This window comes from Peribacillus frigoritolerans, assembly GCF_030676415.1.
In the GTDB taxonomy this organism is placed as follows: Bacteria; Bacillota; Bacilli; order Bacillales; family DSM-1321; genus Peribacillus; species Peribacillus frigoritolerans_A.
In genome coordinates, this window is sequence record NZ_JAUUTW010000003.1 from 115,220 (window position 1) to 135,600 (window position 20,381).

Here is a 20,381-nt window from a genome sequence, read left to right on the forward strand (position 1 = left end):
GTTTACAAGATAAGGAATATTTTCCTGAAAGGAGTCACAAAAGTATGGATTACTTTGATCGATTTGCCGTACCTCATCCAAGTCCTGCGATTTATGCATCCATGGTTGCCATTGGTTTAACCATGATTGCGGTTGTTGCCGGAATTACCTATTTTAAAAAATGGGGTTACTTATGGCGTGAGTGGTTAACAACGGTTGACCATAAACGTATTGGTATCATGTACATCTTGGCAGCACTGCTTATGCTCTTCCGTGGTGGCGTTGATGCTCTTATGATGCGTGCTCAAACGGCTATTCCAGATAACGGTCTTTTGGATGGACAACATTATAATGAGGTATTTACAACACACGGGGTCGTCATGATCCTGTTCATGGCTATGCCATTTATCATTGGGTTAATGAACATTGTTACACCATTGCAAGTTGGAGCGCGTGACGTAGCATTCCCACGTCTGAACGCAGTAAGCTTCTGGTTATTCTTCATGGGGGCAATGCTATTTAACATCTCTTTCGTAGTCGGTGGTTCTCCTGATGCAGGTTGGACATCTTACTTCCCGCTGGCAGGTAACGATTTCAGTGAATCAGTAGGTTCGAACTATTACGCGATTGCAATTCAAATAGCTGGTATCGGTACATTACTGACTGGTATCAACTTTATCGTAACAATCTTGAAAATGAGAGCACCTGGCATGAACTTAATGAAAATGCCGATGTTCACATGGTCTATCTTGATCACAAACTTCATTATCGTTTTCGCTTTCCCTGTATTGACAGTGGCACTTGCGTTGATGACAATGGATCGTCTATTCGGAACTCAATTCTTTACGATGGCCAATGGCGGTAGCGATATGCTTTGGGCGAACTTGTTCTGGGTTTGGGGACATCCTGAAGTTTATATAGTAATTCTTCCAGCTTTCGGTATTTACAGTGAAATCATTTCGACATTTGCTCGTCGTAACCTTTACGGGTATAATTCGATGGTTATCTCCATGGTAGCTATTTCTACTCTATCTTTCATTGTATGGGCTCACCATTTCTATACAATGGGTCACGGTGCAATGGTTAATGGTATCTTCTCGATTACCACGATGGCAATTGCCGTCCCGACCGGTGTTAAGATTTTCAACTGGTTGTTCACACTTTGGAAAGGTAAAATCGTATTTACCGTACCAATGCTATACTCTTTAGCTTTCATTCCGATTTTCACGCTCGGTGGGGTAACAGGGGTAATGCTTGCCATGGCAAGTGCTGACTACCAATACCATAATACAATGTTCTTAGTAGCTCACTTCCACTACGTTTTAATCCCTGGTACTGTATTTGCCGTACTTGCTGGTTTCACGTACTGGTGGCCAAAAATGTTCGGTTTCATGTTGAGCGAAAAAATTGGGAAATGGTCGTTCTGGTTCATTACAATCGGCTTCAATGTAACATTCTTCCCGATGTTCATCACTGGTTTAGATGGGCAGGCACGTCGTATGTATACGTACTCTGAATCAACAGGGTATGGCCCATTGAATATGCTCTCTTTCGTTGGAGCGATTGGCTTGGCAATAGGTTTTGCACTTATTGTGTACAATATCTATTGGAGCACTCGTTATGCGTCAAGAAATATTTCAAACGATCCATGGGATGCACGTTCTCTAGAGTGGGCTACACATACACCAATCCCTGAATATAACTTTGCAATTGTGCCAACAGTTGATTCTACAGAAGCATTCTGGGATTCAAAGAAAAAAGGCTTTAAATTATTTGGCGGTAAAGTAGAAAAAATCCATATGCCAAATAACAGTGGCGTGCCGTTTATCATGAGCTGTATCTTCTTCGTTTGGGGCTTTGCATTGGTATTCAGCATGTGGATCATTGCAATCATTGCAACGATCGGTATCTTTGCTTGTATGATTCACCGTTCATTCGAAAAAGATCACGGACGTTATATCTCTGTTGAAGAGATCGAAGAAACTGAAAATAAATTGCGAGGTGCTAAGTAATGAAAATAGATAACTCGCTGCCACTAGAATATAGCACGGAAGAAAATCGCTTAAAGATTTTTGGATTCTGGATTTTCCTGGGAGCAGAAATAGCTCTTTTCGCTACACTGTTCGCCACTTATTTTGTATTAGTTGATGGAACTGGAAATGGTCCAACAGGGGAACATCTTTTTAAACTCCCAACCTTAATGTTTCAAACAATCTTTCTTTTAACCAGTAGTTTTACCATAGGTCTTGGAATCAATGCAATGAGACTTGGCAGGCAGAAAGCAACGCTTGGTTTCTTCATTATCACCCTTATTCTAGGTTTAGGCTTCTTAGGAGTCGAAATTTATGAATTCGTGGAGTATGTACACGAAGGAGCAACCATTCAAACAAGTGCTTTCTTATCTAGTTTGTTTACATTACTAGGTACGCATGGAGCTCACGTTACACTTGGTTTATTCTGGGGAACCTTCATCATCATGCAGATTAAAAAGCGCGGTATGACTCCAGAAACAACAAACAAGGCTTTCATCTTTTCACTTTACTGGCATTTCTTAGACGTTGTCTGGATCTTCATCTTCAGTTTCGTCTACCTGAAAGGAATGATGTAATATGAAAGAATTATTCCCACGGGGCCAAGTTATGGGATTTGCCTTTTCACTAGTCCTGACTTTGGTCGCACTATCAGTTATTATGTTTGATCTCTCACTGAAAATGGCTATGATCATCCTGCTTGTTACAGCTTTCATGCAAGCTGCACTGCAATTAGTTATGTTCATGCACGCAGGAGAGTCTGAAGATAAAGCATCGATTTACACAAACGTTTATTACGGATTGTTCGTTGCATTGGTTACAATTTTCGGTACAATGCTAACAATGATTTGGGGATATCAATAATCGATTCCGGAAAAACTGGGCGTCTTGATGACGTCCAGTTTTTTTGTATTTTAATAAGTAGAAATTCATATACCACTCTATCCACTTCGTTCATAGAAATTTGTTAAGAAAGATGTGGAAGAAACCATTTTCTTTAGTATAACCATTTCGGAACATTATATTTATTATACGAAAAATTCCCCCCTTCGAAGCTCGTCCGTGCGTTTAAGTGCAATGTTTTTAAACGTTAATAGAACGGACACATCTTCTAAGAAAAACTGTCAGCCCATTTGAAATAATCAGCTATATAAGAATTAATTTATAAACGTAGCGGAGATGAAGAATTGACATTGCCGGTTTTGATTTTGACAATTATCTTAAGCTTGATAAAAATATTGGTTTCCTGTCTTCCAACCGATGCAGTTAATTGGATTATCAGCAAATTTAAAATACACTCAGAAATTAGTGACGAGAATGCGATCGTAACCTTTGACGGAAAACGTTTGGAAGGTGAAGAAAAAATTCAAGTTATTAATTTTTTTAATAACGCTAGATTTTTGAAAAAAAATCATATATTCCCGGGGAACGAGCAATTGTTTTTACATCCAGAGAACAGTGGGACTCCATTGGTCATTGATACCAAAAGAGGCAAAAAGGATGTTAAGTTATTTGTGTACACTTACAATGACCACGTGGATGTAGTTAAACAGTACAAGAAGAAAGTCATTTCTTATAGTCTGCATTCCGATAGCCTCCAAGAACGTTCCATGCCATTAATAAGAAAGTTAGTTTAAAAGAACATAAAATCCGGTCTCAGTTTGTAGACAAAAGAGGGTTCTATCTGAATTTTAAAACAAAGTTGATGGAACGTAAGGTGCGGGACTCCCGCGGAAAGCGAGTGCTGGAGGCAACGTTCAAATTGTACAAACCTTAAAAACTGCAGACAAACTCGATTTTCATCGAGTTTGTCTGCAGTCCGGGACGTTCCTTAAAAAGACCGTCCTTTTTTATAAGTCTTTTATTGTGTAATCCCATTTCATTTAGGTGCTTTTTTCATTATAACAATCCTGAATTACTTGTTATTCAGATTGAGAGGTTAAAGTACACACTGAAGTCTTGTATTTTAGTATATTTTGGAAAATGTAATTAAAAGTGAGGGAATTGCTGTAAGAGGTCCTTTAATAGTGCACATGAATAGTATTTTGGAAGTTATTAAAATGGTAATAAAAAAGCAGGTATCTATTACGATGCCTGCCTTTTTATGCTTTCCATTGTTTTTCAACTTGATGAAGGGCTTGTTGTAAAATTACTTCATGATCAGTACCTGGTTTAGTAAGGACATTCGTTTGATAAGATTTTCCTTGGAAATCAACTGTTACTGTAACTTTTACCATTATGCATCTTTCCTTTCCAAATTCAGAATTAAATGAGGTGGTTGTACCTATTTCTTTAATACCCGTGGCAGAGGAACGTTCAAACATTTCAAAAGTTGTAAAATCTAAAGAATTAATATTCAAAATTATCTGATATTTTTGAGGTTATGTCAACATTTTTTTTTGACCAACCCCGTTTCCCGGCTAAATACAAAAACGGCTTGGCTTGTGTGCACAAGCCAAGCCGTTTTTGTAAATGAACTATATTCATATTTTAGTTAAGATAATGCCGATTAATGCTGCAAGTACGCCTGCAATTTGATAGGTTTTTAGTTTTTCCTTGAATAAATAACATCCAGTGAATACGACAACTAAACAGTTCAGGCTGACGACAGGGAAAATGATGCTTGCGATCCCGGTGTTCAACGCAAAGAAATAACATCCATAGGCTATGGTGCTTAAAAGTCCTACTAGTGAACCGATTTTGACTTCCTGTAGCTTGATTTTTTCATTTTTAAAGGCCAGCACCGATAGAAGATAAAGCATTCCTCCTCCATACATTGATACTAGGATATCGAGGGAGTTTAAATGAAGACGTGTTGATGTCGTCATTAGAATGCCGAGCACACCAAAGGATAAGATGGAGAATAATGTGTGCATCATCCAAGGGACATATTGATGGTTACCTTTAGCATTAGGTGTATACTGAATGACTAAGGTAGCGAGAAACATGCAGACAATCCCACTCCACTGCAAGGAAGAAATATGTTCGTGAAAAATTAAAGCTGCACAGAGAATGGGGAATATCGCATTCGCTGCGATTAAAGGGGATGTCAAGCTTGCCGGCCCTTTTTCAAAGGCGCTTGCCATCTGGATATTACCATTAGCGTTCAATACCCCAATGGCTGCACCAAGCAAGATGGACAGCCAGTTCAGCTGCAAACCATCCACAATCACTCCATAAAATATGGACAAAATAAAAGCTGCAAAATAAAAGAAAAATTGGATATGTACCTTTGAGTAACCCTTTCCGCTACTCCATTTAAAAATGCTGTTATTGATTCCGAAACATAAACTCGTGATAAGTGCTGCAAAAATCCACATTGACTTAATCTCTTCCTTCATGTAGGATAAACTTCTTCTACATTTTAAGCTGAATGCATGCAGGAATCAAACCAAATTAAAAAAGTATGATTGACAGATTAGATATTTTTTTCTATATTAACTATGACAATTTTAAAATATTTCCCGATAAACGGGAGAGGTTCATAGCATCACCCTCTTAAAAAAACTATGGCTTTGATATTTTTCGCGAATCAACCATATCTTTGAGGAGATATGGTTTTTGTTATATAGAGGCCCATTTTATGAATCTCCCTGGAACGTGGGATTAGGAGGACTTTTAATGTCTGGAAGAAAAGAAGAAGAATTAAAAAAAGATATTACACTGCTTGGGAATCAAGGAACAAAATATACATTCGACTATGCGCCTGAAATCCTTGAGTCATTCGATAACAAGCATCCGAACCGGGATTATTTCGTCAAATTCAATTGCCCGGAATTCACTAGCTTATGTCCGATAACGGGCCAGCCGGACTTTGCTACCATTTACATCAGCTATATTCCCAGTGTGAAAATGGTGGAAAGCAAGTCTTTAAAACTTTATTTATTCAGCTTCCGCAATCACGGTGATTTCCATGAAGACTGCATGAACATCATCATGAATGATTTAATCGAATTGATGGATCCTAAATATATTGAAGTCTGGGGCAAGTTCACGCCTAGGGGCGGAATTTCCATCGACCCTTACACAAATTATGGGAAACCAGGTACGAAGTATGAGGAAATGGCCGATTACCGCTTGATGAACCATGACTTATACCCGGAAACCGTGGATAATCGCTAAAGAATAGGAGAGACAATGGGCATATGCCCATTGTCTTTTTTAGTTTTTTAGCCATTCTCGATCAATGGTTCTGCCGCTTTGTCCTTTTTGAAAATACAAATGTCCTCCTATAATGGAATTTTCACTTGATTGTTTCATGAAAAAGCGTAATAATAGGGAGAGTTGATTTTGACAGAATATTTACGAAAATAGGGGATGTCGAGATGAAAGTTGCAAAGTTTGGTGGAAGTTCACTTGCGTCAGGTGAACAGTTGAAAAAGGTATTCGAAATTGTTGTTTCTGATCCAGAGAGGAAAATTGTAGTCGTTTCGGCTCCAGGGAAACGCAATTCCGATGATATAAAGGTGACGGATTTATTGATTGAAGCTGCGGAACAGCAGCTGCGCGGGGATAACGGAGAGCATTTGATAGAAGATGTCGTATCCCGCTATGCGAGCATTGCTGAAGAGTTGGATATATCCGAGAGTGTCATCACTGTGATTCATGAAAATTTAATGGCACTGTTGCATGCAGACCAAACTAACCCGAAGCGCTATTTGGATGCCTTGAAGGCCAGTGGCGAGGATAATAATGCGAAGCTGGTCGCAGGTTATTTCCAAAGCCGTGGGGTAGAGGCTCAGTATATAAATCCGAAGAAGGCTGGCTTGATCGTAACGGATGAGGGTGGATTTACCAAGGTGCTGCCAGAGTCTTACGAACGGTTATATGCTCTGCGTGATGAGCCTGGAATCGTAGTATTCCCAGGGTTCTTCGGTTATACGTTAGATGGTGATATATTAACCTTCTCAAGAAGCGGTTCCGATATTACGGGTTCGATACTTGCGAATGGGGTCAAAGCTGATTTGTATGAAAACTTTACGGACGTGGATGCCGTTTATGCGGTGAATCCAAATGTGGTTTCCAATCCCAAGGGAATCCGGGAATTAACCTATCGTGAAATGCGGGAGCTTTCTTATGCAGGTTTCTCGGTATTTCATGATGAGGCGCTGATTCCTGCATTCCGTGCGGGAATACCTGTCCATATCCAGAATACGAACAATCCAGCGGCACAAGGGACCCGCATTGTGAGTACACGGGATAATACGAACGGGCCGGTTATTGGGATTGCAAGTGATAAAGGATTTTGCAGTATTTACATTAGTAAATATTTGATGAACCGGGAAGTTGGTTTTGGCCGGAAACTGCTGCACATCCTAGAAGACTATGGAGTTTCATATGAGCATATTCCATCAGGCATCGATGATGTGACGCTTATTCTAAGGCAGGACCAGATGAAAGGTGAAGCCGAGAAGAAAATCATTTCACGAATCAAGAAAGAGCTTCATGCCGATGAAGTGATTGTGGAGCATGATCTTGCCTTGATCATGGTTGTAGGGGAAGGAATGCGCCATAATGTCGGTACAACGGCAAGAGCGTCAAAAGCCTTGGCTGAAGCAAAGGTGAATATTGAGATGATCAACCAGGGTTCTTCGGAGGTAAGCATGATGTTCGGTGTGAAAGGGCATAACGAAGAGACGGCAATTCAGGCATTATATCACGAGTTCTTTTGAGTATGAGCGTTTAGGGACCTCCTTTTAGAAGGGGGTTTTTTGTGATTAATCTTTTAGTCACTATACATACGCTGGATTTTTCATCCGGTTCTTTATGATAGTGGCAATGACCGTGTGGGGATAATCATTCCAAGCTAACAGACGCGCTGTAGGGTTCAGAGCGTGGCTAAAGCAATTGGAGGAGAACGGAGTTGACGCTCTTGAAATGGATAAAAAGGGGCGTCCAACCTCTGAATACATATCTTTCACCAAATTATAAATGAAAGAGATGTCAATGGCACATCAAGTTTACGAGCCAAATGATTCACTGGCACCAATTGATTTAAAGTAATTACTTCGAGTTTATCTTGCTGAATAGAATCATGTTTAGAAAGTATCCTTATCACCTCAAGTTAAATACTTCTATATAATACAAAAAAAGAAAGTGGGAATAAGTTCTATCTATGTTAAAACAAAGTTGATTGGAGTGTAAGGCGCGAGACTCCTGCGGGAAAAGCGCGTCTAGGGAGACACCGCAGGCGTAAGCCGAGGAGGCTCCCGGACCGCCCGCGGAAAGCGAGTGCCTGGAGCGGAAATCAACGTTCAAATTGTAAAAAGCCATAAAAAAACTGTAGAAAACTCGGTTTTCATCAAGTTTGTCTACAGTCTGAGCCTCCAAATAGAAGATTGGAGGCTTTCCTTTTATGTTACTCCATAATTGTCAGGAGTTGATCAATCGCGTTCCTTGGACGTGGGGCAGGGATCATATCGGGATAGCCGACGTGAAGGCTGCCGACAATCTTCTCGCCGGGTTTCACGCCTAAAGCTTCACGAAACTCCATGCTGTGTATCATGCCGTATGTTTCCCATATCATCCCGATTCCTTGTTCCCAGGCAAGCAGGCTGAAATTCTGGATCAAGGCACTTGTAGCCGCATAATCTTCTTCACGTGTCATGGGATTCGGGTTCTCTTCCATGATCACTGCGACAAACATCGGTACACCTATAAGTTTATTATATCCTCGCTGTCCGGCTGCTTTTTTCTTTTCAGGGTCCTTCTCTTTGCCTGCCATGAATGCACGGGTTGCTTCTGCGAGTTTTAAACGGCTATCACCATGAACCACGACGAAGCGCCATGGTTGGGTCATTTTATGGTTTGGTGCCCATGTTGCAGTTTCCAATAATGATTGGATGGTATCAATAGGAACAGGAATGTCCTTAAATCGTTTGATGCTACGCCGTTCTTTAATGATATCTTCTAGTTTCATGATCATCCTGCTCCTTAAATATATGTAAGTTTAATAGTTGAAAAAAAATAATCCCCGGCTGCCTAATATGCTTCCAACGTGAATAAATTACTTGAATAAAGAGGGGGCAATATTCTAGTGACTTGCATTCGCTAATGAGCATATAATTTTTACTAGGCACAGAGAAGCCGGGGCGACATTGTATCTATGTACAATATCAAAAGGGTACGATAAGAGATTATCGTAATTGCTTATCAAATTTCAGAGATCGATAATGAAATTGAAAATCATTATCAATTAGAATTTTCGCTTATTTCCTGTTATTTGTCAAGGGTATTTATTAAAAAAAAATCAAGATATTTACCAATCCTTTAAAACAGTTAAAATCTTTTAAAAAATCTGTATAAAAATGTATAATGAGAGGATGAAAAGATGCTATCTACATATGAAGAATCGAAGGTGTCATAGATGAAAAAATTGTCCTCATTTCTTAAGCCATACTGGCTTTTGATCATTCTTGCTTTATCCTTAATGATTGTCGAGCTCGGTGTTGAGCTGTTACAACCTCTATTTATAGCAAAAATAATTGATGATGGCATTTTGCAGAAAGATTTATCGGTGGTGATTAAATGGGGAAGTGTCATGGTTGGACTTTCCGTTTTTTCATTTCTTGGCGGAATCGTTAATTCCTTTACGGCATCACATGTAAGTCAAAGCTTTGGACATGATGTCAGGAAAAGCCTTTTTGGTAAAATACAGGCGTTTTCTTTTGCAAATTTGAATAATATCCCGACTTCCTCGTTGATAACAAGGATGACGAATGATGTGACCCAACTTCAAAATACGGTTTTTATGGGCCTGCGTATCATGGCAAGGGCGCCATTGATCGTAATCGGCGGGGCGATAATGGCTATTGCGGTCGATTTGAAACTATCACTTGTTTTGGTCATTTCAATTCCGGTTCTTGTTTTCTTCCTGGGATGGGTTATGAAACGAGCAGCTAAGCTGTTTAAGCTCGTACAGAAAAAACTCGATAATGTCAATGGCGTCATGAGGGAAAACCTGATAGGCATGCGCTTGATCAAGGCTTTTCTTCGTAAGGAGCATGAAATCGGCCGATTTGACGATGCGAATGAAGAGTTGAAAAGAAAGACTGTGACTTCCCTTCGTTTAATTGAAACGACGATGCCAGTGTTGATGCTTGTCATGAATGTGGCGATTCTGATCATTCTCTGGCTTGGAAGTGAATTTATAACAACGGGAGATATACAGGTAGGGGAAGTTGTGGCGATTGTCAACTATGCCACGAGGATTGCGGCATCCCTTTCCGTTTTTTCATGGCTGATCATGGTCATTTCCCGTGCGAAGGCTTCAGCAGAACGTGTGACGGAAATATTTGAAACCCCGATAGATATTGATGAAGGTAAGGCGGAAAGCAAGAGTGGGGCCGTCAATGGGGGAGGCATTAAGTTTCTGGATGTATCTTTCCGCTATCCTGGAACCGATACCCCGATATTGAAAAATTTGAACTTCTCCATCGATCCGGGAGAATCGCTTGCCATTTTAGGAGCGACAGGATCAGGGAAAACATCACTGTTTCAGCTGATTCCGAGATTATATGAAGTTGAAAGCGGCTCCATTCAAATTGATGACCAGGACCTGAAAGATATTCCCTTGAATTCGTTGCGGAAAAGGATCGGCTATGTACCGCAAGAGGCCCTGCTTTTTTCAGGTACCATTAAAAATAATGTCGCTTGGGGAAAAGAAGGTGCCTCGATGGAGGAAATCATGGCTGCGGCCATGCATGCTCAGGTCCATGAGACCGTAATGAAACTTCCGAAACAATATGAAACCCTGTTAGGACAAAAAGGAGTGAATCTGTCCGGAGGGCAAAAACAGCGCTTATCGATCGCAAGAGCATTGGTGCGCAGGCCAAAGATCCTCCTTCTGGATGATAGTACGAGTGCGCTGGATTTGAAAACGGAAAGTAAATTGCTTGCCGCTTTAAAGACCTATACATGCACAACGCTCATCATTACACAAAAAATCAGTACAGCCATGGAGGCGGACAAGATCTTGTTGCTGGAAAGCGGTCAAGTGCTTGCCCTGGGGAAACATCAGGATTTGATGCAAACAAGCGATCTCTATCGAAAAATTGTTCACTCGCAGTTTGGGGAGGAGGGGATTTCTCTTGAGTCGAAGAATATCTCCCGATAAGGTAAAGTCTAAACCGGTCAACTCCTGGAATACTATAAAAAGGATCATTCCCTACTTAGCAACGAATAAAAGCCTGTTATTTTGTGTCCTTTTCATGGTACTGATAAGCTCGGTTTTGGGATTGCTTGGCCCCTTTCTTGTTGGGATGGCCATTGATGATTATATTGTCACAAGAGATAGCGGGGGGCTGATCAGCCTTCTTTTCGGACTTCTTGGAGTCTATATATTTTATTCCCTATCCATGTGGCTTCAGAATTATTGGATGATCGGAATCGCTCAGGATACGGTTTATGCGATGCGCAATCAATTATTCAAAAAGCTTCACCAATTGTCCATTCCCTTTTTTGACCGGCGTCAGTATGGGGAATTGATGAGTCGGGTCACGAATGATATAGAAAATGTCAGTTCCACCTTGAATAGTTCCGTCATCCAGATTTTTTCAAGTGTGCTGACACTGGTCGGGACGATGGGAGTAATGCTTTATTTGAGCCCTTTATTAACTGTTTTAACCTTATTCATCGTTCCTCTTATGTTCTTCGGTCTGAGGTGGATAACGAACCGGACGGGAAAGCTGTTTAAACAACAGCAGAAGAACCTTGGGGAACTGAATGGTTTTATAGAAGAAACGATTTCCGGACAACGGATCGTAAAGGCTTTTTCACAGGAAGATAAAGTGATCCGAGATTTTATCATCCGGAGTGAAAACTTAAAGAAAGCTGGCTTCCTATCACAATCATACTCTGGGCTGATTCCAAAACTGATGAATTTACTGAACAACTTAAGTTTCACGGTAATAGCCGCTGTCGGCGGGTTTTTGGCGCTTAGTGGCATAGGAACGGTTTCCATCGGGGTCATTGTCATTTTCACGGAGTATTCAAGGCAATTCACCCGTCCGCTCAATGACCTGGCTAACCAATTCAATACACTCCTCTCAGCTGTTGCCGGTGCGGAGCGGGTTTTCGCCATACTTGATGAAAAAGAAGAGGAAGTGGATGAGAAACAGGCCTCTGAACTTCGTGATGTCCGTGGTGAGGTGGACTTTGAGGGTGTTTCCTTTTCGTATAATGATGAGGAGCAAACGATATATGATGTTAATTTCCATGCGGAAAAAGGGGAGACCATCGCGCTTGTAGGTCCCACTGGGGCCGGTAAGACTACGATCATTAATCTTCTTGCCCGTTTTTACGAGCCGAACAGCGGCCGGATAATGATTGATGGCCAGGATATCCAACAGGTGACGAGGTCCAGTCTACGTAAGCATATGGGCTTCGTTTTACAGGATTCCTTTTTGTTTCAAGGTACGATCCGTGAAAATATCCGCTACGGCCGACTGGAGGCGGAAGATGAAGAAGTGGTGAATGCAGCCAAGCTTGCCAATGCCCATTCCTTTATCATGAAACTGCCTGATCGATATGACACCATATTGAATCAGGATGGCAGTGGAATTAGTCAGGGACAGCGCCAGCTATTATCGATTGCCAGGGCTATTTTAGCCGATCCCATTCTATTGATTTTGGATGAAGCGACAAGTAGCATAGATACGATTACCGAACTTAAAATCCAGGAAGCATTACACCGTTTGAAGGAGGGAAGGACAAGTTTTGTCATTGCCCACAGATTGAATACAATTCAGCAAAGTGATCAAATCCTCGTACTTGATGAAGGAAGGATCATTGAAAAGGGTTCCCATGATGAATTGTTGAGACAGAGGGGTTTTTATTACGAGCTATTTCGCAGTTCATTAAGGGGAAATCAGATTGGGTGAAGAAAGAATGTGTGCCGTCAGGCGCACATTTTTTGTGTTGGTCCCAGGACCTTAAACTTGGGGATTGCATTCCGTTCATTTAATGATGCACCGGATTTTTCACCCAATACAGTTTTTATAAAGCGAGAAATTACCAATTCCAGCTTGTTGGGGAAAGAGGGGATTATCGACAAAATAATGGAAAATACTTTAAAAATTGACCAATTTGCTATTGCTAAAAATCCTTTTAGTAACATATAATTCAGAATATATATAAAATTCTTTAAATTTAATGGGTACGGGGAGGAATGTAGCCCTGACCCCTTATAAATGAAGGTTTTTTATAGTTGCACACTAGTTCAATAGAGAGGAGATGGAAGAAATGAAAGCGCTTAAGTCAGTCATTCTTTGGGGGATCATATCTGCGGTGGGAGCGGTGAGTTTTGGTTTCGTCGCGCTAAACCGGGGGGAAAGCATCAATGCCATGTGGATTGTCACTGCAGCACTCTGTGTTTATTCAATTGCATACCGCTTTTATAGTAAATTCATTGCACGGAAAGTGTTTGAGCTAGATGACAATCGCCAGACTCCATCGGAAGCGAATAATGATGGGAAAGACTATGTGCCTACAAACAAATGGGTGTTGTTTGGCCACCATTTTGCAGCAATTGCCGGAGCTGGCCCTCTTGTAGGTCCCATCCTTGCAGCGCAGATGGGATATTTGCCAGGGACGCTATGGCTTGTAGTCGGAGTTGTATTAGCTGGTGCCGTACAGGATTTCATCATTCTCTTCGGTTCGATGCGCCGTAACGGCAAATCATTGGGAGAGATGATCAAAGAGGAAATTGGACCGATTACAGGCTTGATAGCTATGATCGGTATCCTGGGCATCATGATCATTTTATTAGCGGTACTTGCCCTGGTTGTCGTAAAGGCGCTGGTGGGCAGTCCGTGGGGGATGTTCACGATTGCCTCGACCATACCGATCGCAGTCATTATGGGTATTTATATGCGTTATATAAGGCCTGGACGGGTTGGTGAAGGATCGATTATCGGAATCATACTATTGATGCTGGCGTTATATTTCGGCCGCTTTGTATCCGAGAGCGCAACATTGGCGCCAATGTTCACTTTCAGTGGGGAAACGATCGCCATCATGTTGATCGTATACGGATTCGTTGCCTCCGTTTTGCCTGTATGGATGTTATTGGCACCGCGTGATTACTTAAGCACATTCTTGAAAATCGGTACAATCATCGGACTTGCACTTGGTATCTTTATTGTGATGCCGAGCCTTGAAATGCCTGCCGTCACTCAATTCATCGATGGAACAGGACCCGTATTTTCCGGGAATTTATTCCCGTTCCTATTCATTACGATCGCTTGTGGAGCGGTATCGGGATTCCATGCACTCGTTTCATCGGGTACAACTCCTAAAATGATCGAACGCGAATCCCATTCACGTCCAATCGGATACGGGGCAATGCTGACTGAGTCCTTTGTAGCCATCATGGCGATGATAGCAGCCTGTGTATTGACCCCAGGGATCTATTTTGCTATTAACAGCCCGGGGGCCGTTGTGGGAACGGAGCCGGCTCAAGTGGCTGCTACGATATCCGATTGGGGCTTCATTTTGACACCTGAGATGATTACCGGCCTTGCAGACGATGTTGGGGAAGAGACCATTATATCCCGTACTGGAGGAGCTCCAACCTTTGCTATCGGCATGGCCCATATCTTCTCGCAAGTGATTGGCGGGGCGTCCCTGATGGCGTTCTGGTATCATTTCGCGATCCTGTTCGAGGCATTGTTCATATTGACCACCATTGATGCGGGAACCAGGGTAGGGCGTTTTATGATACAGGATATCATCGGCACCTTTTACAAGCCATTTGCCGAAACTAATAAATGGCTGCCCAATATTATTGCGACGGCCATTTGTGTAATCGGTTGGGGGTACTTCCTTTATCAAGGGGTCATTGATCCTCTTGGCGGAATCAATACCCTTTGGCCATTGTTTGGAATTGCGAATCAGATGCTTTCCGCCATTGCGTTGCTGCTTGGGACGACGGTCCTTTTCAAAATGGGCAAAAAAGCGTACACATGGGTGACTCTTGTGCCTACTACATTCTTGTTGATAGTGACCATGACGGCAGGGTGGCAAAAGCTGTTCCACGAAAACCCTGCGATTGGCTTTTTAGCACATAAGGATAAGTTTAAAGCAGCCTATGAAAGTGGGGAAATTCTTGCTCCGGCAGCTAATCTAGCCGAGATGAAGCGGGTGATCGTCAATGATTATGTGGATGCTGCCCTTTGTGCCATCTTCATGATCGTTGTGATCACGGTCCTGATTTCTGCCATTAGGTTATGGATAAAAGTCTTAAAAAAGCAGAAAATAGATTTACATGAATCGCCTTATGTATCAAGGTCGTCATAAGGGAGGGAAGGAAATGTTGAAAAGATTAATTAAAATTCTCAGCTACAGAAAGCAATTCGTCAGTTTGCTTGTCGGCGTGCCGAGTTATGATACCTATGTGGCACATATGAGAGTGCACCATCCGGAAGATCCTGTGAAAACCAGGAAAGAATTTTTCTGTGAAGCCCAGGATGAACGATATAATGCAAAGGGCGGGAAAGTGTCCCGTTGCTGTTAACTGAATATTTTATGAAGGGTCCTCAACAGGAGGGCCCTTTTTTTAGTCGGATTTTTTGAAGCAGGACATATGTAGAGGGGGAAATGTAACAGCCGTGGAGTCCTTAAAATGTGGAAAAGTATTTATAAAACTAAAAATCTGATCCTTTATTCTTATAGATGTCATATAACCTAACGTTTTTTTTATAAAACACAAAAATTAAGTTGAATTATTAGAAAATTAAGTATATGATAAAAAATATAACATTATTATGTGAGTAAACATAACATATATAAAAACAAGGGGGAAAAAACAGTATGCAAATGGCAGATTCGGTATTCATGTTTTTGGCGACGATGATGGTTTGGCTAATGACACCAGGGATTGCCCTATTTTATGGAGGGATGGTAAAAAGTAAAAATGTCCTGAATACGGCAATGCATAGTTATATGCCACTGGCTGTCATTTCGATTCTTTGGGTGCTCATTGGGTATTCATTATCATTTTCACCTGGTAATACACTTCTGGGCGGTCTGGACTGGGTTGGTTTAAAGGATGTAGGCTTTGCACCTGGACCATACAGCGAAACAATTCCTCATAGTTTGTTCATGTTATTCCAAATGACTTTTGCCGTTTTAACGGTCTCGATCATTGCAGGTGGCATTGCCGAGCGGATGAAGTTTTCAGCATTCCTGATTTTTACGATCCTTTGGTCTTTATTCGTATACGCTCCCGTTGCACACTGGGTATGGGGAGGCGGTTGGTTAGCGGAACTGGGTACACTTGACTTTGCAGGTGGCAACGTTGTTCATATTTCTTCAGGGGTTGCAGGTCTTGTTTTAGCGATCATGTTAGGTAAAAGGAAAGAGTCGGGGGACAGTGCACCACATAATCTTCCTTTAACATTCCTTGGCGGATCATTAATTTGGTTCGGTTGGTACGGCTTCAACGTCGGAAGCGCACTGACTATCAATGAAGTGGCGATGAATGTATTCGTTAATACAGCTGTTGCAGCAGCTGCTGGTATCATTGGCTGGCTGATCGTTGAGTATATGGCTAATAAGAAGGCAACATTGCTGGGTGCGGTATCCGGAGCTATTTCTGGCTTGGTAGCCATTACACCTGCTTGCGGATTCGTAACGCCCTCATCATCAATCATCATCGGGGTCGTCGGCGGTGCCGTATGTTTCTGGGGCGTATTCTTCCTTAAGAATAAACTGGGTTACGACGATGCACTCGATGCTTTCGGATTACATGGGATCGGTGGGACATGGGGTGGCATCGCTACAGGTTTGTTCGCGACCACTTCCGTAAACGAAAGCGGTGCAAATGGTTTATTCTACGGCGATTTCAACTTGTTGTGGAAGCAGCTTGTAGCGATCGTCGCGACATATATCTTCGTTGCCGTGGTCACTTATATCGTTGCTAAAGTCATTAACCTTTTCGTGCCGTTGCGTGTCAGTGAAGAAGATGAGTCAATGGGGCTTGATCTTACACTTCATGGAGAAAAAGCTTATCACGAATCAATTTAAAAGGGGTTGCTCATATGTCCGAGGTTTTAACGAAAATAGAAATCATTACACGTCCTATCAAGTTTGAACAATTCAAAGCGGAACTTGCAAAAATAGGGGTAAGCGGAATGACAGTATCGGAAGTAAAAGGAACGGGTCTTCAGAAAAGTTATGTGGAAACATATAGAGGTAGAAATCGTGAAATGTCATTGCATGACCGAATAAAAATTGAAATCGTAGTGTGTGAAGTGCCAGTTCAGGATGTTGTGGATGTAGCAAGGAAATTCTTGAGTACCGGTAAACCAGGTGACGGTAAAATCTTCATTTGTGAATTGACGAATGTTGTGAATATCCGTACCGGAAAAGAAGGTCATGATGCGTTAAAGAATGATGTCTGATGCTGTAATTAATGGTCTGAATGTGCCGGATACAGCAGATTGAGGAAAGGGAGCTGAAAATGGGGAGACTGGTCCGAATTGTTAATGCAAAAAAACAGAAGATCGTTAATACGCTCATTTCAGAGGATGTATATCAACCTGATGACCGACCCTTTTTATTGGAATTGCCACTGAAAAATTTAGAAGAGATTTTATCCCTTCGAATAAAATCCCCGTTTCAAAATCCCCGTTTTAAAAAATAACCTTTCAGCCGTTATCCTATATGGGGAGAGCGGCTTTTTTATGCGTTTGATGCCCACCCTCGGCTGTGGCATTTAAATGTTAGTATATAAAGAAACTTTTTTCTTGTATCCCCCATGGAAATCGGGGAGCTTTCCAACTATAATGAATAAGGATATAAATTTAGATGCGCTTTTTTTGCTTTTTTTGACGCTTTTCGCTTAGTTACTTCAATTTTTCTTTAATTTTACGAAAAGTAAATTCAAAAAAATGTAAGTTTCCCAAAAAACTATGAATTATTTCATGAATGCCCTGTTTAATAATAGGGAAATTATTAATATGTTCTTTTAAGAGGTGAAAGGAAATGGATCAATTTACGGTCGAATCCGTTTTAAATATCATCAGGGAGTTTGTACCGAAGGATGCTTCAATTTCTGTGGCTGATTCCGAAAAATACATTTATTATCAACCGAGCAAACAAGTTGACTTAAGAATAAAACCGGGTGATTTAATCAGTGAAAACACGGCGACATATAAAGCGCTGAGTGTCCGTAAAAAAATAGGGGTCCAAGTTGAAAGTAATGTATTTGGCGTACCTTACTATGGGCTGAGCGTTCCTATCATGGACGAGGGAAATCCTTTAGGGGCGGTAACTGCCATCTTGCCGTCAAAGCCATTAATTTTACCGACATCATTCTTGACCATTAAAACAGATGACCGCTGGATACCGCTTCCATATGATGAAATTATGTATTTGGAAGCTCAAAATAGGAAAACTAAAATTCAGTCCGAACGTGTGAGTGGATTTCATAAAATGAATTTAAGTGAATTGGAATTCATTTTACCTAGTGATTTATTCATTCGTGTGCATCGTTCGTACATCGTCAATATCAACTATATACAAGAGATCCTTCCCGATTTTCATTCTACATTTTTACTGATAATGAAAGACAATTCCAAAATCCAGGTCAGTCAAACATATGCCAGTCAATTCAGAAGGGCTTTGGGGTTTTAGTGATTCTCCTTTGTGTGAAAAAAATGCTGGTTTATGCTCTATTTAAGGCTTTTCATTCGAAAATGAATGTGACGATTACACAGGATTGGTAAAATTAAGTGTAAGAAAAGCGAAAAATGGGGGTCTTTTGTATGAACGAAAGCGTTTTCAGAAAAATTCGCAACGAACAATTTAAGGGGAAAGTAGTTACAGCGGAAGAAGCAGCTTCATGGATTAAAGATGGGATGAAACTCGGTATGAGTGGATTTACCCGTGCCGGTGATGCTAAAGTTATTCCGATGGCTCTAGTTGAAAGAGCTAAAACAGAAAAATTCAAAGTTGACGTTTATACTGGTGCCTCATTAGGACCGGAAGTCGACCAACATATGGCGGAAGCAGGTATCATAAACAAACGTTTGCCGTTCCAAGCGGATAAAGGTATTCGCAATAAAATCAATGCTGATGAAGTCACTTATGTGGATCAGCATTTATCTCATACAGCTGAACAAGTTCGTCAAGGCATTGTCGGACCTATAGATTTTGCAATCATCGAAGCATTGGCGATTACGGAAGACGGATTGATCATCCCGACAACTTCTGTAGGTAACTCAGCCATATTCGTTCAAGAAGCTAAACATGTAATCATTGAATTGAACGTGTCCCATCCAGAAGGATTGGAAGGGATGCATGATATATATACACCAGCTAAACAAGGGGAACGCGAACCGATTCCTATGATTAAAGCAAGTGATCGCCTAGGATCGATCGGTATTGCGGTTGATCCTGAAAAAGTAATGGGAATCGTCGTTTCTACAGATCTTGATGCACCTTCTACAATCGTGCCGCCGGATGAAGAAACTGCAACAATCGCCAACCACCTTATTAACTTCCTTCGTGAAGAAATCAAGGCTGGCCGTTTAACTGAAAGTCTTGCTCCGCTTCAGTCGGGTGTAGGTTCAGTGGCAAATGCAGTATTCGCTGGCTTCCTTGATTCTGAATTTAAAGATTTGGAAGTTTATTCAGAGGTGCTGCAAGATGCGGTATTTGATTTAATCGATGCTGGAAAAGTTAAATTCGCTTCAGGATGTTCGATTACATTAGCTGAAGAAAAAGGTAAACAAGTTTACGGTGAGCTTGAAAAATACCGTGATAAACTAGTTCTTCGTCCACAAGAAATATCTAACCATCCTGAAATCATCCGTCGCCTTGGCCTGATTTCAATCAATACAGCGTTAGAGTGTGATATCTATGGTAACGTGAACTCGACACATGTTTCTGGGACAAGAATGATGAATGGAATCGGTGGATCAGGAGATTTTGCCCGTAACTCACGCCTAGGCATTTTCGTAACGAAATCATATGCAAAAGGCGGCAAAATTTCTAGTATCGTTCCTTTCGTTTCTCATGTGGATCATACTGAACATGATGTGGATGTATTAGTGACAGAGCAAGGGATCGCTGATTTACGTGGTTTGGCACCAAAAGAGCGCGTAGAGTTAATCATAGAAAACTGTGCGCATCCTGACTACCGTCAACAGCTTCGTGCATACTTCACTGAAGCTGTTGCGCAAACTGGTGGGCATCAAACTCCACACATTCTTGAAAAAGCATTTTCATGGCATACAAACCTAGCTAAAAACGGTACGATGCTTGAAGCAGTACTTCAAGATCAAAAATAGGATTCAAAACCCCGCCAATACAGCGGGGTTTTTTTATTTGGGTCCGTGTCCCGTATTGGGTGAATACTGATGAATCTTT

The 20,381-nt window shown here is 41.4% G+C and carries 18 protein-coding genes and 1 riboswitch; of the genes, 15 read left to right on the plus strand and 3 right to left on the minus strand.

Annotated features, from left to right (window positions below; all coding sequences use genetic code 11):
* Nucleotides 1-44 precede the first annotated feature (44 nt).
* From qoxB to Q8G36_RS04315, 4 genes are all read left to right on the plus strand, one after another.
* Entirely contained in the window at nt 45-1,991 is a 1,947-nt protein-coding gene (gene qoxB, locus Q8G36_RS04300; RefSeq protein WP_305159134.1) for a cytochrome aa3 quinol oxidase subunit I, read from the plus strand.
* Nucleotides 1,991-2,587 (plus strand): cytochrome aa3 quinol oxidase subunit III, encoded by a 597-nt coding sequence (gene qoxC, locus Q8G36_RS04305; RefSeq protein WP_214745717.1) that lies wholly within the window; start codon nt 1,991-1,993, stop codon nt 2,585-2,587. The genes qoxB and qoxC overlap by 1 nt, the downstream gene beginning before the upstream one ends.
* Nucleotide 2,588: 1 nt before the next feature.
* Nucleotides 2,589-2,873, plus strand: a complete 285-nt coding sequence (qoxD, locus tag Q8G36_RS04310; RefSeq protein WP_048684982.1) for a cytochrome aa3 quinol oxidase subunit IV — start codon at nt 2,589-2,591, stop codon at nt 2,871-2,873.
* A gap of 323 nt (nt 2,874-3,196) precedes the next feature.
* A complete protein-coding gene (locus Q8G36_RS04315; RefSeq protein WP_305159135.1) occupies nt 3,197-3,646 on the plus strand; it encodes a YfmQ family protein in 450 nt (149 codons plus the stop codon).
* Nucleotides 3,647-4,111: 465 nt separating this feature from the next.
* Here the strand turns inward: Q8G36_RS04315 and Q8G36_RS04320 are convergent, their stop codons facing one another.
* Nucleotides 4,112-4,369: a BA3454 family stress response protein gene (locus tag Q8G36_RS04320; RefSeq protein ID WP_305159136.1), complete on the minus strand. Its 258-nt coding sequence runs from the start codon at nt 4,367-4,369 to the stop codon at nt 4,112-4,114.
* Between the two features lie 123 nt (nt 4,370-4,492).
* A complete protein-coding gene (locus Q8G36_RS04325) occupies nt 4,493-5,350 on the minus strand; it encodes an EamA family transporter (protein WP_305159137.1) in 858 nt (285 codons plus the stop codon).
* A 130-nt stretch (nt 5,351-5,480) separates the two neighbouring features.
* Nucleotides 5,481-5,526, plus strand: a riboswitch (PreQ1 riboswitch).
* A 104-nt stretch (nt 5,527-5,630) separates the two neighbouring features.
* Here Q8G36_RS04325 and queF point away from each other — a divergent pair.
* Together queF and Q8G36_RS04335 are read left to right on the plus strand one after the other, a co-directional pair.
* Nucleotides 5,631-6,131, plus strand: coding sequence for a preQ(1) synthase (queF, locus tag Q8G36_RS04330; RefSeq protein ID WP_061461394.1), 501 nt, complete (start codon nt 5,631-5,633; stop codon nt 6,129-6,131).
* A 203-nt stretch (nt 6,132-6,334) separates the two neighbouring features.
* On the plus strand, nt 6,335-7,681 hold the full coding sequence (locus Q8G36_RS04335; RefSeq protein WP_305159138.1) for an aspartate kinase: 1,347 nt from the start codon (nt 6,335-6,337) through the stop codon (nt 7,679-7,681).
* A 686-nt stretch (nt 7,682-8,367) separates the two neighbouring features.
* Here the strand turns inward: Q8G36_RS04335 and Q8G36_RS04340 are convergent.
* Nucleotides 8,368-8,928 carry a nitroreductase family protein gene (locus Q8G36_RS04340; protein ID WP_305159139.1) on the minus strand — a complete coding sequence of 187 codons (561 nt, stop codon included), beginning with the start codon at nt 8,926-8,928 and terminating at the stop codon, nt 8,368-8,370.
* A gap of 447 nt (nt 8,929-9,375) precedes the next feature.
* On the opposite strand from Q8G36_RS04340, the gene Q8G36_RS04345 reads away from it, so the two are divergent.
* The 9 genes from Q8G36_RS04345 to Q8G36_RS04385 all read left to right on the plus strand — a co-directional run bounded on the left by Q8G36_RS04345 (nt 9,376) and on the right by Q8G36_RS04385 (nt 20,302).
* Entirely contained in the window at nt 9,376-11,124 is a 1,749-nt protein-coding gene (locus tag Q8G36_RS04345) for an ABC transporter ATP-binding protein (protein ID WP_305159140.1), read from the plus strand.
* A complete protein-coding gene (locus Q8G36_RS04350; RefSeq protein WP_305159141.1) occupies nt 11,099-12,889 on the plus strand; it encodes an ABC transporter ATP-binding protein in 1,791 nt (596 codons plus the stop codon). The genes Q8G36_RS04345 and Q8G36_RS04350 overlap by 26 nt, the downstream gene beginning before the upstream one ends.
* Nucleotides 12,890-12,946: 57 nt before the next feature.
* The gene (locus Q8G36_RS04355) at nt 12,947-13,129 is read left to right on the plus strand and encodes a hypothetical protein (RefSeq protein WP_305159142.1); all 183 of its coding nucleotides are present in this window, start codon (nt 12,947-12,949) and stop codon (nt 13,127-13,129) included.
* 121 nt (nt 13,130-13,250) lie between these two features.
* Nucleotides 13,251-15,305, plus strand: a complete 2,055-nt coding sequence (locus tag Q8G36_RS04360; RefSeq protein ID WP_305159143.1) for a carbon starvation CstA family protein — start codon at nt 13,251-13,253, stop codon at nt 15,303-15,305.
* A gap of 13 nt (nt 15,306-15,318) precedes the next feature.
* Nucleotides 15,319-15,522, plus strand: a complete 204-nt coding sequence (locus Q8G36_RS04365) for a YbdD/YjiX family protein (RefSeq protein WP_305159144.1) — start codon at nt 15,319-15,321, stop codon at nt 15,520-15,522.
* 296 nt (nt 15,523-15,818) lie between these two features.
* Nucleotides 15,819-17,033: an ammonium transporter gene (locus tag Q8G36_RS04370; RefSeq protein WP_305159145.1), complete on the plus strand. Its 1,215-nt coding sequence runs from the start codon at nt 15,819-15,821 to the stop codon at nt 17,031-17,033.
* A 14-nt stretch (nt 17,034-17,047) separates the two neighbouring features.
* The gene (locus Q8G36_RS04375; RefSeq protein WP_305159146.1) at nt 17,048-17,410 is read left to right on the plus strand and encodes a P-II family nitrogen regulator; all 363 of its coding nucleotides are present in this window, start codon (nt 17,048-17,050) and stop codon (nt 17,408-17,410) included.
* 583 nt (nt 17,411-17,993) lie between these two features.
* A complete protein-coding gene (locus tag Q8G36_RS04380) occupies nt 17,994-18,644 on the plus strand; it encodes a LytTR family DNA-binding domain-containing protein (RefSeq protein ID WP_095390442.1) in 651 nt (216 codons plus the stop codon).
* A gap of 131 nt (nt 18,645-18,775) precedes the next feature.
* Nucleotides 18,776-20,302, plus strand: coding sequence for an acetyl-CoA hydrolase/transferase family protein (locus Q8G36_RS04385; protein ID WP_305159147.1), 1,527 nt, complete (start codon nt 18,776-18,778; stop codon nt 20,300-20,302).
* Nucleotides 20,303-20,381 lie beyond the last annotated feature (79 nt).